Source organism: Chryseobacterium sp. TQ-BC-N36 (genome assembly GCF_058382295.1).
Genome location: NZ_CM178175.1, coordinates 3,763,187 through 3,777,168 on the forward strand (window position 1 = coordinate 3,763,187; position 13,982 = coordinate 3,777,168).

Consider the following 13,982-nt stretch of genomic DNA (forward strand, 5'->3'; position numbering starts at 1 on the left):
CTGGAATTTTTAATTGTAAGATCTTTTAAATCTGAAAATTAATTCACGGTTACTTTAATCACGTTCTGAACAGCAGGAATGGGATATTGGCTTCCTACTTTTGAAATAACCTTATTTTCACTCTGCGGAGTACCGCCGAATAATGCCTGATGATTGCCGGCTCCCGGATATTGGTCTATGCCTGTTCCTGAGTCAAATAATGAAGTTTTTGTACTAATATCTCCTCTGCTATTGGCATCAATGCTCTGTTCATTGGCATAGAACCAGTCATTGGAAAATCCAAACATGGTTACATAAGCGATTTTATCTCCCGGCTCAGCATTAAAGTTTGTTGTTACCTTACTTCCCGGTGCTACAGGAGTGGTCCCGGCAACATATACCCCTCTTACAGCAGGGAGAGATTTCAGACTGTTTTGAAGCTTGGTTACATTTCCAAACTGTGCAATATCTTTCAGTCCCATTCCGCTGTCTGTTTGCCCTAATTCATAAACAGGATTTTTGTCACCACGGTAAACAACGACCAAAGCAGGAGAAAGGCCGGTCATAACTCCTGTGTTAGCATTCAGTTTCGTTATCATTTTACTGATATTCCCCATCTGAGCAATATCTGTGATTTCCGGGTTTGATAAAGCATTAGGAGTAAAAAACGGAGCGCTGTTCAGCAGCTGGGAGCCATTGTAATTGGATACAGCCCATACTCCTGGAGAAAAGGGAGTTTCATTGGCTGTTCCGCCAGATGTATTGGTAATGGTGAGTGTAAATTCTGAGGTTACATCATTATAAGCCAGATTGAGCTTCATAAGCTGTGAAGCATTGACGTTAGGAACCTGCATGATAGGTTTGCTTTCTGCTTGTCCGGTTATGTCCTCTTTGGTTCCATTATCCCACAGTCGTACACTTGAAGAAACATCTCCGGTAATGGCATTTCCATTCGCATCAAATAGTTTGATACCAGGCTGTTGGGAAGCAAAAAACCAATCTTTTGAAGCTCCATACATTGTGGCGAACATTAAGGCCTGTGTTTTTCCTGCACTAAACTTCACAGAAACAGATTGCCCTGGTAAAATAATAGCTGGTGTTCCAGTTCCCTGAAAACTTCCGCTTTCTACAAAATCTTTAGGAGTTACCACATTTTCAAAAGTGATAGTTCTCTGAAAAGACATATCCGTCATCATGTCATTATCCGAATCACTGCATGAAGAAAGAGTAAATGCAGCTAGAGTAGCTGCCGCTAAAACTGATGTTCTGAAAATAAACTTGTTCATAAAAGTAAATTTTTATAGTTATAAATGATATCTGTAACTATAGTCGGTTACTTTTTGAGATCCTGACAAAAAATATTTTCTTTATTCAATTTTTTTAATGTACAGCTTTCAAGAGAGAAAGCAGAAAGGATTATATCCCCTTTTTCCCATCCAGAATCATCAGAATCATTTTAGTCTTTCTGTTTTCTCTTGTTTCCGGCTTCTTGGCTTCTTCTATCCAGCGGATATATTCTTTTTTATGGGTGTAACTCATCTTGTCAAATAAAGTCTTTGCTTCAGGATTTTCATCAAAAACAGAGGCAATGTCATCGGCAATTTTAACCATTCTTTCTTCTTTGTCTTCTATAAGTGACACAGAGATCTCATCTCCGAAAGTTTTACCAAGCTGCTTTCTGACCTCCTGTGTAAGACCCAAAATATGACAATCCGATTTCATCTTGGTGAGGCTTCCACGGTATTCAACTTTCTCATCAAAAACTGCTTTAATTTTTATCTGCCCTTTTTTGCTGAATAGCTCTTCTGTTGAAAAAGGAAATTCTACAAACGCAGCATTCATTTCTCCGTTTTGCTGAATCATTGCCTTGAATAATATAGGTTGGGAATTCATGATCAATATATTTTTAATATTCAAAAATAAAAAAACCGTGAAAATTACTTTCACGGTTCTACAATAATATATCAGTTAATATTATTTTTTCTTTGTTTTCTTAGGCATTGTTGTTGTGCCGGAGTTTTTAGTCTTTGTATCAGCAGGAGTATTTTCATCTCTCACAAGCTTCAACTCATCTACTAATCTTCTTGCACCTGCAAACTTATCAATTGTCCAAAGAACAAAACGAACATCTACGTTGATTGTTTTTTGCCATTCAGGCTCGAATACAATATCACCACTTAATGCTTCGCTGTTTCCGTCAAATGCAATACCGATTAGGTTTCCGTCACCATCAATTACCGGGGAACCAGAGTTACCACCTGTGATATCATTATTGGAAAGGAAATTTACAGGCATATAACCTTTTGCATCAGCATATTGTCCGAAATCTTTAAGGTTGTAAAGGTCGATCACTCTTTGAGGAAGATCAAACTCTTCATCACCTTTCTTGTATTTTCCAACAAGACCGGTCATGTCTGTATAATAATTATCCGTAATTCCGAAATAATTTCTGTCATTTCTGATTGGTAATTTATCTACAGTACCGTAAGTTAATCTCATGGTAGAGTTGGCATCCGGGTAGAATTTTTTCTCAGGCATTGCCTTCATCAGACCTGCTAAGAAAAGACGATTGTTTTTTGCAAAAAAGTCATCTATTTTAACAAATCTTTCAGTGCTGATCTTTTGATCTGCCATAATGCCATTAGCTGCTTTCCAAAGTGGGTCAGCGTCAAGCTTCAATGCATCTGGATTTAATAAAAAGTTGGTTGCAGAAGTTTTATTGGCAAAGATTGAAGAATAAGCTAAATTGGAAACTGTTTTAGCATCTAAACCTAAGATAGTAGAAGAAGCAACTTCTGGATTTTTCACTCTGGCCTGATAAAGGCTGGCCATAGCCGCAAGCATTTCTCCTTCTAAAGACGGATTAAAGTTTTCATACGCTGCTTTGATAGCCGCTTCAGTTTTAGCTTTCATTGCAAGCCTTCCCTGCATATCCTGAGCCGCATAAGCTTTAAGAACAGATCCTACCTGTAATGCAAGGGTAATATATTTTGCATTTCTTGAAAACTGTGAAGCATAGTTTCTTTCAACATTTCTGTCAGATACTTGTTTGTAATATGCACCTATATCTTCTAAAACACCATTATATTGTTCGTTTCCTGGCATTGAAGCCCATTTTTTGTAAGTTTCTTCAATCTTTTGCTTGTCAGAAATAGTCCCGTTTTTCTCTACTGCGTCAATTGTGCCCTGTCTGTTTTTCCAGTAGTTGGCTACTGAGGCATATTGAGACGCATAATTAAGTTGAGTCGCTTTATCTTTGTCCATGTATTTTTTCATAACATCCATGGCTGTTTTAGAAGCTTCAACCCATGCCGGGTAATCTTTAGTGACCATTTGCTGAATTCCGTAAGAAGTCAGGTAACGGTTTGTTCTTCCAGGATACCCTAAGATCATTGAGAAATCACCAGGTTTAATCCCTTTAAGGGAAACAGGAAGGAAATGCTTAGGTTTCAAAGGAACGTTAGCCGGAGAATATTCTGCAGGGTTTCCTGCAGCATCAGCATATACTCTGAAAACCGTGAAGTCTGCAGTATGTCTTGGCCATTCCCAGTTATCAGTATCTCCGCCGAATTTTCCTAAAGATGAAGGTGGGGCACCTACTAATCTGATGTCTTTGTAATCCTGATAAACGAAATAGTAGAATTCATTTCCATTGAAGAAATCTTTTACCACTACTGTATATTTTCCATTTTCAGAGTTTTCTGTCTGGATAGCTTTAGTTTCAGCATCAATCACAGCTTTTCTCTCTGCCCCAGTCATATTGTTGTTTAGTTTAGAATTGATTCTCTGCGTAGCATCATCCATTCTCACTAAAAATCTTACATAAAGATCCTTTGCATTGAATTCGTCTTTTTGCTTCATTGCCCAGAATCCGTTCTTCAAATAATCTTTTTCCGGTGTAGAAGCAGCAGCTACAGCACCGTAACCACAGTGGTGGTTGGTGAATATAAGTCCTTTATCAGAAACAATCTCACCTGTACAGAACCCACCGAAACTTACGATAGCATCCTTTAAGCTTGAATTGTTCACAGAATAAATTTCTTCAGGCGTAAGATGCAGGCCTTCTTTTTGCATATCAACACCGTTAAGTCTTTTGATGAGCATTAGCAGCCACATCCCCTCATCCGCCCTCATCTGAGCAAAGCCCAGTAAGAAAGTGAATAGTAGAAATAGTCTTTTCATTTTATAAAATAATTTTTGTGTCGCTAATTTACTAATTTTTACGAGATTCTGTCTTGGATTGGTATGAAAATGGGAGGATGCTCCGCATGAAAAAGATACTCTTACCACTTTTTGCAGTTTTATTTTTAGGTGTTGCTTTAAATTGCTCTTCAGTACCAGATAAAAATCCTTCTCTCCAAAGACAGTGGATGCTGGTTTCATTTGATGGATTTTCAAAAGATCAGCTAATTGCGAATAAAGCAGAAATGAATCTGACAGGTGCTATGATTGATGGGAAAATTAAGGGGAATGTCTATATGGGATGCAACCAAATGTCTTTTATAGCTAAGTTTAAAAAAGGAGGAAAAGTAAAGATTTCAAAAGGGATCAGTACAACGAAAGCCTGTCAGGATATGAATCTTGAAACCTCTTTTCAGAAGAAAATTGAAGCCATGATCAGATATTCTGTCGAGGGACATTTTCTTACCCTGTCTGATGATCATGGCCATACAATGAGATTTGTAGCTGCTGACTGGGATTAATAGCCCAGGCATTAATATAAAAGTCCGCTCTTTGGCGGACTTCTTTGTTTGAAAAATCTAGTTTGGTTATCAGCTTTTTTTGTGGTTATTAGCTTTGAGAGTTATCAGTTTTTGGGAATCGTTTTTTTTATTTCTTCCAGAGTTGCTGTGTTAGGTAGCCCGGTAACTGTCATTTTTGTGTTCCTAGAATTTATATTTTGATGTGCCTGTCTGTTGGGAATGGTTTTTTTAATGTCTTCAAGACTTGCCGTATTGGGAAGAAGATTTTCTGAATTGTCTGCCGCAGCTTTAGGTTTGGAATCCTGTTTTTTAACTTCCAGACTATGATCAGAAACAAGACCAGAATTTACGGTTGTCTTTCCTTCTCTTTCCTTTGCTTCCTGCATTAGTTTTGCCTGTTGTTCCTGTGCCTGTTTTACAGCCAGTGTTTGATCTTCTTCTATAGGAGCAGCCTTTTTATTTTCCTGAGCATAGTTAATAGTGCTTAAAAATAATAACGGGATAATATATGCTATTTTCATGACGGGTTATTTTATGTTGACTAATACTTGAATTTTTCCAGTCTCTTTTTGATCATAGTCCTGAAGTGCTTTTCCAATGACCTGTCCTATTTTTACCTTTTTGATATTGGCTTTCATAGCAACACCTGCCTTAGATGAAGTTACCAATAGATCTCCTCTTTTTATTTTTCCATTCTCAAGGCAGACTTTGGTAGGAATTACCCCAATGACTCCCATGGGAGCTTTATTGGAAATATCAGTATCAATATGCTCTTCTGTAAGGAGTACGCCGGGTTTTGTGGCATATACTCCTGCAACAAGATTAGAATAGGGAGTTGAAGATTTTTCAACAGTTCTGTCAGCTTTGGTTGAGATGACAAGAATATCACCGGGCTCATATTCAGAAATTTTTCCATTGACATCAAAAGCTTCCGCAACGTCAGCACCACTGTTTTGGGTACCGCCGTTAAAAAATCCTTGTCCGGCAGAGTTGATCCTCGCCACATTCACTGTGCCTGGGTTTCCAGACTTAAACACGGCGATAGATCCGTTGCTATGGGTTTCTACTGTAAGGGGCGGATTGGTATTGCCCGTATTGTAGTTTACAAATCTTGCGGCACGTCCTTGTCCAAAATTAGGAACCCAGGCATAGATAGCGTTTCCGGTTCCATCAGCAGTGGTTTCTACCCCATCTCCTGTGTTGGATGCATTAGCTGTGATCCCATTACCGTTTCCTTCTGCAATGGCAATCAGTGCAGGGCCATTCCCAGCCGGATTACTGGCGTAAAATAACCCGGCATATCCTCCTGTACCGGAAGATACTCCATAAATCCCTGCCGTACCGAAGTTGGCAAACTGTGAATTGACTTCTCCTCTCACAGCGGGGGAGGTTCCGGTAACTTTATCTACTTTAAAATTTCCTGCAATACCATTTCCCACGGTAGTTACGGTTATAACATCGCTGGTATTGGACTCATTGAAAATATTAAACCTTCCTGCACGTCCGGTGGAAAAAGAAGGGACCCATGCATAGAGCGCGTTTCCGGCTCCATCAATATTCGTTTCAACACCGTTTCCGTCTTTACCGGCATTGGCGGTGATTGCATTTCCGTTACCGTCTGTAAGGGCAATTAATGAAGCTCCGTTTCCGGCAGGATTTGATGCATAAAATAAGCCTGCACGTCCCCCTGTACCGGAAGAAACCCCGAAAATAGCGGCCGCGCCGAAATTCCCGAAAATAGTATTGACTTCACCCCTTACAGCGGCTCCCACACTATTGGTATTATTGAGTAAAAAAGAAGCTGCATTACCTTTGGTATTATCAGGAATGTTTCCATTTCCGTTAGATGTCACTTCAAAAGTATTAGCATCAGTATTTGTATTGTTGAAATTTTCAAATCTTCCAGCACGTCCGGTACTGTTGTTTATACCAACCTGTCCGTAAACACCGATACCGGTTCCGGATGTATTGGTGGCTACAAAACCTCTCACTCCATATCCGCCTCCGTCATTTCGGCCTACCACGGCCCCAGCAATATCACTGGTCGTTCTGCCTACTACTGCTTCGCCGCCTCCGTTGTTATCGCCTACAACACCGGCAGAAGTCTGTGCGGAAGTTATTCCGTGCAGTCCAAATCCTGCTGCTGTGGAGCTTCTTACTCCGGCTCCGTTTCCTGAAGTGGTAACATTTACAACTGTACCATTCCCTACACTGGATGCACTGAGAGCAACATTGTTATTGGCGTTATTGAAGATTGAAATACTTGCAGGAATTCCGTTATTACTGGTAGCTGTAAGCCCCGTACCTGTATTGCTGTTGGCATAAACTCCGGTACCATTAGCACTTGCGTTACCATATACTCCTAATCCATTGGGGGTAACTCCATATACGCCCCATCCGCTTCCGGCCTGGCTTCCGTATACACCAATACCCAATCCGCCGGTACCATTATTGATCCCACGAACGGCTGAGGAGAATCCTCCAGGTGCAGTATTGGTGACAATACCTCTTACTGCCGCAATGTTTGAAGTTGTAGTACTGTTGTTGCCTTCCAAAGATGTTCCATCACCATCATTCGTTAATGAAAATAAGGTGGAAGCATTATTGACTGTATTTGTATAGGGGATTGCAAAACTTCCGCCGCCGCCACCTGCTGTTTTTGCATACATGGCATAAGGAACACTTAACAGCTGGCTTGTTCCCGCTATGGTATAGTTTGTTCCTCCTGCAGGATCCGTTTCTGTTTTTAAATAATAGCTTCCAGAAGACCAGTCGATAGTGGCAAAAGTTCCGGTGAGTATGGTCCCTGTTCCTATTTCAAGACTGACAAGTCCGTTGGCATTGGTATTCCCGGTGAGTCTTTCAGAGTAGACCGTGGCTCCGGCAGGAGATCCCTGCAATATACTTACCTTTATGGCAATTCCTTGATTGGCTAAAAGTTGTCCGGAACCATTTCTCATGACAGCCTGGTAGCTCATTTTTTCCGGAGCCTGAGAAAGTCCCATAAAGAAACCAATCAGGATCCAAAACAGTGATAATATTTTTTTCATGGCGTTTTATTTTTTTATGATTTTGAAAGTTTTAATATTTTCTCCATTTTGGGTAATCCTGATGATGTACATTGCGGAGGGAAGTGAGGAGAAATTAAGCTCAGATTTTGATTGTGAAATCTTATCTTTTTTTACCAGCCTGCCCTGGGAATCAAATAACTGATATTCTGATCCTTTAAAATTATTTGAGGTAAAGTCTAAGTATAAATAATCTCTGAAAGGATTGGGATATAGTAAGATGCCGGCCTGTTCAGATGAATTTTCAAGAGTGGCAAGTGTGGTGATTTCATAAGGCTGTTGAACGCCTTCCAGAATCTGCCCTGTTCCTTTTTCCAGATAGGTCATCTGGCCTACGCTGTAAGAAACAAAACCATTAGCTGCTGAAGCATCCAGTCCGGTTGCCAAAACTGCAGATTGTGCGTGCAGTATGGGGATGGAAAAGACAGACAGAATAATACAGTAAATAGATATTCTTTCCATGGATAACAGTTTTGGTGATTAATAGGTGTGTTTTTCTGAGGGGAAATTGGGAAGACTAAATTAGCACCTATTTCAACCCATTGACAGGAAAATAGACCAACGGCAGAAATAATCGACCAATGGCTATTTGTGAATTATTGTTAGATTTTTATGGATTGAAAAAAGAAAGATTTTCTTTGTAAGTCCTGCCAATAGGAAGTTTGATGTGATGGGCAAGCTCTATCTCATGGCAGCTTTTTCCACGGATAAGATGTCGAGGAACGGCATAGCTTCTGTGGATTCTGACAAAAGAATCAAAAAAGTTTTTTTGCAGAAGGTTTCCCAGAGAATTTAAAATACAGTGATTTTTTTCGAGAGTGATAATTCTGGTATAATCTTTCAGAGCTTCCAGGTACAGAATATCTTTCATTTTAATCTGAAAAATATGTCCTCCTTCTTTTATTTTCAGGCAGTTTTCACCTATCATGGCATCATAGCATTCGCATTTTTCTTTTGTTTCAAAAAAATCAAAAAGCTTTTCCATGGAATAATGAAATCGTTCTGCGGTAAGGGGCTTGGTAATGAAATCCAAAGTGTTGATCTCAAAAGCTCCGGCAGCCAGCTCAGGATGCGAGCTTACAAAAATACAGGCGGGTATCTTTTGGGCAAGCTTACGGAAATCAATGCCACTCATTCCCTGTAAATTGGTTTCGGTAATTAAAAGATCAGCAGGAAGGTCAAGATAAGGAACGGCTTTTTCTGCAGAGTCAAAAGAAGCAACAATTTCAATATTTTGATACTGTTTGATATAATGCTGAAGAACCAGCCTGTCCAGTTCATCATCATCAATAATCATACATCTGATACGGGTAATCATGATATTCCGGAGATTAGTTTTTGATTTAAATAATTAAAAATCAGAAATTTATTAGATAAAGTTATTGATTTTTTATACATCTTTCATCAGCAAACTTAAATTTATATTAAAATATGTTATTAAATAAAAATTGATTTTGTTTTTTTTCTGAAAAATATTAACTTGTAAAAATCATAAACATAGACAGAACTTAATGTTAGAAAAGAAAGAACATAACTATGAGAAAGCGGTCCTGGTGGGTGTTATTACTCAGAATCAGGACGAAGAAAAACTGACAGAGTATTTAGATGAACTTGAGTTTTTAGCTTTCACAGCAGGAGCAACCGTACAAAAGCGATTTACCCAAAAATTGACTCAGCCCGATTCCAAAACGTTTATAGGAAGCGGAAAAGCTATTGAGATAAAAGAATATGTAAAAGAAAATGAGATCGGAACCGTAATTTTCGATGATGAGCTCTCTCCTTCACAGCTTAAAAATCTGGAAAGAGAAATGGAAGTTAAAATCCTGGACCGTACCAACCTTATTCTTGATATTTTTGCCCAGAGAGCACAGACTTCTTATGCGAGAACCCAGGTGGAATTAGCCCAATATCAATATCTTTTACCACGATTGACAAGGATGTGGACTCACCTTGAGCGTCAGAAAGGAGGGATTGGGATGAGAGGTCCCGGTGAAACGGAAATTGAGACCGACCGTCGTATTATCCGTGACAGGATTACATTGCTGAAAGATAAACTGAAGACCATTGACAAGCAGATGGCGACTCAGCGTAACAACCGTGGAAAAGTGGTTCGTGCAGCTTTGGTAGGATATACCAACGTAGGAAAATCTACGCTGATGAATTCCATTTCAAAATCTGAGGTTTTTGCAGAAAATAAACTATTCGCAACGCTCGATACCACGGTAAGAAAGGTTGTGATTGGAAATCTGCCGTTTCTGCTGACAGATACGGTAGGGTTCATCAGAAAATTACCGACCCAGCTGGTTGAATCCTTTAAATCTACTTTGGATGAGGTTCGTGAAGCTGATCTTCTGATTCATGTGGTAGATATTTCTCATGAAAGTTTTGAAGATCATATTGAATCTGTAAATCATATCCTGATGGAAATCAATGCACATCAAAAGCCAATGATTATGGTTTTCAATAAAATTGATGATTTCAGTTATGAGAAAAAAGATGAAGATGATCTGACGCCTTCAACCCGTAAAAATATTTCTCTGGAGGAATGGAAAAAGACATGGATGGCAAAATCAAAATATCCGACGGTGTTCATTTCTGCCTTGACGAAGGAAAACTTCCCGGAAATGAAGAAAATGATCTATGATGAGGTCATGAAAATTCATATTTCCAGATTTCCGTACAACGATTTCCTTTTCGAATATTTCGATAATGAGGAAGAAGAAAACAACAATTAATGAAATATCACTTTTTCCTTTTATTCATCCTGTTTTCGGTTTTTGGTTTCAGCCAGAAGTCAAAAATTGATTTAAAAGCAATTGAAAAAAGTCTCAAAAATTCTGACTCTCCCTACAATTATGAGAAGCTTATTTTTAAATATAAGGGGTATCCAAAATCTTTGGACAGCATAGAATCACAGTACCTGTATTATGGACGAAATTTCAGAAATGATAAAATAAGTACATCAGATGAACTTTTTAAAAATCTTGCTGATGCCTTCAAACAGAATAATTTTGCAGACTGTATCAAACAGGGAAAAGCTTTGTATGACAAAGATCCTACGAATCTGGATGTTCTTTTGATCCTGCTGAGAGCATATGATTCTGTAAAAGATGGAAACAACTTTATACATCATCTGAATCAGTTCCGTGCACTTACTGAAGGAATAAAAAGTTCGGGAGACGGAAAAGCCGAAAAAACAGCTTATACCGTCAATTCAGTAGGAGATGAATATATCCTTCTGAATATTCTGAATATCGGACAGGATTACATTAGGCATTCAAAACCTGCTAAGGATGGGATGTTTGATATTTGGGAAAAAGAAGGGAATCAGATTTATATCAAAATACTTTATCTGGAACTAACCAATTAATCTAAAAATAAAAAACACTTAGTGGAATTATATTATTCATTTTCAGCATTAATCGTATTAGCATCAATATTTGCATATCTTAACTACAGGTTTCTGAAACTTCCGAGTACCATTGGAATTATGGTGATTGCCATTGTTGTATCTATTTTTCTGGTAATGTTCGGAGAAACAGTGCTTCCCAGAACTTTCGGACACCTTCATAACCTGATGAACGGCATCGACTTTACAGAGGTTTTGATGGGAGCTATGCTTAATTTTCTTCTTTTTGCAGGAGGAATTCACATTAATATTAACGATCTGAAGGAGCAGTTCCGGCCGGTATTGATATTTTCTACGGTAGGGGTTGTTATTTCCACTTTTGTAGTAGGTTTTGGGATGTTTTATTTACTGCCGTATGTAGGGATTAATCTTCCTTTTATCTACTGTCTTGTTTTTGGAGCCCTTATTTCACCTACAGATCCCGTTGCGGTTCTGAGTGTTCTGAAGCAGGCCAATGTCTCCAAATCACTGGAGACAAAAGTTGCCGGAGAATCTCTTTTCAATGATGGTATGGCAGTAGTGGTTTTCACCGTTGTGCTGCAGCTTGCCATTGGAAAAGAAGTAGATCTGGGAGTTGAAAATATAGGTTTGCTCCTCATGAGAGAAGCAGGAGGAGGAATCCTGCTGGGAGGATTGCTGGGATGGGTGACTTCCAGATTGATGCGTGAAGTGGATGATTATATTATTTCCGTACTGGTAACCCTTTCTGTAGTGATGGGAGGCTATCTTATTGCAAGACAGATGCATATTTCAGGACCTTTGACTATGGTAGCTGCAGGGCTGTTTATGGGGAATTTTAATGTGAGATTTAAAATGAAATCCATTACTCAGGATTATCTGATTAAATTCTGGGAACTGATTGACGAAATTCTGAATGCCGTACTGTTCCTGTTCATCGGATTTGAGCTTTTGATGATTAAAGACCTGAAGCATTTTATGATTCCAGGCTTACTGGCCATTATTGTAGTACTTTTCGCCAGATTTATTTCCATCTGGGGACCTTCAAAATTTACTTCTCTGAGAAGAAGTTTCAGTCCGCAGACAGTAAAAGTCCTGGTTTGGGGAGGAATCCGTGGAGGAGTATCTATTGCATTGGCAATGTCTATTCCCAAAAGTGAATACAGCGAGATTATTTTAAGTATTACCTACTGTGTCGTGGTCTTCTCAATCATTGTTCAGGGGCTTACCATTGCTAAAGTGGCCAATCCCAATAAGATCGCCAAAGAGGAAGAAGAACAGGAGAATATTACTGCGGAAGATAGAGCTTAGGCATAATAGCATTCAGAAATATGAGTATTGTTAAAGAAATACAGGAAGCACTGACGGTTCTCTCCATTCCTGAAAAAGCAGCATTCTTTCCGAGATTTTTTAAAACCGGAAAAGGAGAATATGGCGAAGGGGATTTGTTTTTGGGTGTAAAAGTTCCGGATCAGCGCTCAGTTGCAAAGGAATATTATCATCAAATAAGCCTGCAGGAACTCAGCATCTTACTTTCTTCAGAATATCATGAGCATAGATTAACGGCTCTTTTTATGCTGATTTCAAAATTTGAAAAAACAAAAGAAAAAGCTGTAAAAGAAGAAGTGATCCGTTTTTATCTTGCTCATCTTCCTTATGTTAACAACTGGGATCTGGTAGATTCAAGCTGTTATAAGATTTTAGGAAGATATGCTTTTGAAAATCACAAAGAAAATCTGCTTAGGGAGCTTTCAGAATCTGAAGAGATGTGGTATAAGAGAATTGCTGTTGTAGGGACGATGCATTATATAAAAAAGGGGTCATTTGACCTGACAAAAGAATTCGTAACCAGGAATATGAAGCACCCTCATGATCTGATGCACAAGGCAAACGGATGGTTATTGAGGGAAATGGGAAATAAGAATGAAAGCGAACTGATCAGTTATCTGAATATATATTATAAAGAAATGCCGAGAACCTGCCTTCGGTATGCGATCGAAAAGCTGGATGAAGGTCTTCGCAAGGATTATCTGAAAGGACGTATTTAAAAGCAATACAAATATTGTAGTATTATTTCCATATTGAAAAGTACCGGAAAACAGCTATTTATGCTCAAAAAATCAAAGATTATAAGGTTGTAAAGCCAGAATTGAGTAATTTTGTGCTTTTAAACCCAATCATGAAAAATTTTCTCAGATTATTTCTTTCATTGACTTCATTATTATTCCTGACCAGCTGTTTCGATATTCTTGATAAAGTAAATATAAAAGCTGACGGAACCGGAGAATATACTGTTATTCTTAATGCCAGTAAAAGCAAGACCAGACTGGCCTCCATTTCTAAAATGGAAACTGTCAACGGAAAGAAAGTCCCCAAAAAGGCTGAAATTGAAAATAAGATCAATGAAGCAGCCAAAATTTTTAAAGCAACTCCCGGAATCAGCAATGTGAAGACATCGATGGATTTTGATAATTATATCATCAAACTCAGCTGTAATTTCAAAAAAATTGAAAACATCAATGCCGGCCTGGAAAAATTAAAAGCTCAAAACATATTGGGAAAAATGATCCCTACACAGATCTACAGCCAGAATCTTGAAAAAAAGACATTGACAAGAAATAAAGTGAATACATTCAAGGCTGATTATGATAAGATGAATAAGGCAGACAAGGAGGTTTTTAATGATGCAAAATACACCTCTATTATGCAATTCGAAAATATGGTGAAATCACAAAGCAACAACACCTATATGCTTTCACCCAATAAAAAAGCACTCAAACTGGAAGCTGATATTCTGGATCTGATTCTTCAGAAAAGACAAATCCAAAATACAATCCTTTTTCAATAAATTTCTAAACTATAGTC

13 protein-coding genes are annotated in these 13,982 nt (G+C 38.5%); 6 read left to right on the forward strand and 7 right to left on the reverse strand.

What is annotated here, in order from left to right; genetic code table 11:
- Positions 1-38: 38 nt before the first annotated feature.
- The 3 genes from AC3FI7_RS16900 to AC3FI7_RS16910 all read right to left on the reverse strand — a co-directional run bounded on the left by AC3FI7_RS16900 (position 39) and on the right by AC3FI7_RS16910 (position 4,161).
- On the reverse strand, positions 39-1,265 hold the full coding sequence (locus AC3FI7_RS16900; protein WP_491460560.1) for a spondin domain-containing protein: 1,227 nt from the start codon (positions 1,263-1,265) through the stop codon (positions 39-41).
- Positions 1,266-1,395: 130 nt separating this feature from the next.
- Complete coding sequence (locus AC3FI7_RS16905; RefSeq protein ID WP_491460561.1) at positions 1,396-1,872, reverse strand: YdeI/OmpD-associated family protein; 477 nt, start codon at positions 1,870-1,872, stop codon at positions 1,396-1,398.
- Positions 1,873-1,953: 81 nt separating this feature from the next.
- On the reverse strand, positions 1,954-4,161 hold the full coding sequence (locus AC3FI7_RS16910) for a S46 family peptidase (protein WP_142723466.1): 2,208 nt from the start codon (positions 4,159-4,161) through the stop codon (positions 1,954-1,956).
- An 86-nt stretch (positions 4,162-4,247) separates the two neighbouring features.
- Between AC3FI7_RS16910 and AC3FI7_RS16915 the strand changes: the two genes are divergently transcribed.
- A complete protein-coding gene (locus tag AC3FI7_RS16915; RefSeq protein WP_491460562.1) occupies positions 4,248-4,682 on the forward strand; it encodes an META domain-containing protein in 435 nt (144 codons plus the stop codon).
- A 104-nt stretch (positions 4,683-4,786) separates the two neighbouring features.
- On the opposite strand, the gene AC3FI7_RS16920 is transcribed toward AC3FI7_RS16915, so the two are convergent.
- From AC3FI7_RS16920 to AC3FI7_RS16935, 4 genes are all read right to left on the reverse strand, one after another.
- The gene (locus AC3FI7_RS16920; protein WP_491460563.1) at positions 4,787-5,203 is read right to left on the reverse strand and encodes a hypothetical protein; all 417 of its coding nucleotides are present in this window, start codon (positions 5,201-5,203) and stop codon (positions 4,787-4,789) included.
- Positions 5,204-5,209: 6 nt separating this feature from the next.
- Positions 5,210-7,732: a beta strand repeat-containing protein gene (locus tag AC3FI7_RS16925; RefSeq protein WP_491460564.1), complete on the reverse strand. Its 2,523-nt coding sequence runs from the start codon at positions 7,730-7,732 to the stop codon at positions 5,210-5,212.
- 6 nt (positions 7,733-7,738) lie between these two features.
- On the reverse strand, positions 7,739-8,212 hold the full coding sequence (locus tag AC3FI7_RS16930; RefSeq protein WP_142723463.1) for a T9SS type A sorting domain-containing protein: 474 nt from the start codon (positions 8,210-8,212) through the stop codon (positions 7,739-7,741).
- A 148-nt stretch (positions 8,213-8,360) separates the two neighbouring features.
- Entirely contained in the window at positions 8,361-9,068 is a 708-nt protein-coding gene (locus AC3FI7_RS16935) for a LytR/AlgR family response regulator transcription factor (protein WP_491460565.1), read from the reverse strand.
- A gap of 193 nt (positions 9,069-9,261) precedes the next feature.
- Between AC3FI7_RS16935 and hflX the strand changes: the two genes are divergently transcribed.
- From hflX to AC3FI7_RS16960, 5 genes are all read left to right on the forward strand, one after another.
- On the forward strand, positions 9,262-10,485 hold the full coding sequence (gene hflX, locus AC3FI7_RS16940) for a GTPase HflX (protein WP_142723462.1): 1,224 nt from the start codon (positions 9,262-9,264) through the stop codon (positions 10,483-10,485).
- Positions 10,485-11,120 carry a DUF4919 domain-containing protein gene (locus AC3FI7_RS16945; protein WP_142723461.1) on the forward strand — a complete coding sequence of 212 codons (636 nt, stop codon included), beginning with the start codon at positions 10,485-10,487 and terminating at the stop codon, positions 11,118-11,120. Before hflX ends, AC3FI7_RS16945 begins: the two co-directional genes overlap by 1 nt.
- A 21-nt stretch (positions 11,121-11,141) precedes the next feature.
- On the forward strand, positions 11,142-12,428 hold the full coding sequence (locus AC3FI7_RS16950; protein ID WP_142723460.1) for a cation:proton antiporter: 1,287 nt from the start codon (positions 11,142-11,144) through the stop codon (positions 12,426-12,428).
- Positions 12,429-12,448: 20 nt separating this feature from the next.
- Positions 12,449-13,165, forward strand: a complete 717-nt coding sequence (locus AC3FI7_RS16955; protein ID WP_491460566.1) for a DNA alkylation repair protein — start codon at positions 12,449-12,451, stop codon at positions 13,163-13,165.
- Positions 13,166-13,296: 131 nt separating this feature from the next.
- Positions 13,297-13,965 carry a hypothetical protein gene (locus AC3FI7_RS16960; RefSeq protein ID WP_343660441.1) on the forward strand — a complete coding sequence of 223 codons (669 nt, stop codon included), beginning with the start codon at positions 13,297-13,299 and terminating at the stop codon, positions 13,963-13,965.
- Positions 13,966-13,982: the final 17 nt, after the last annotated feature.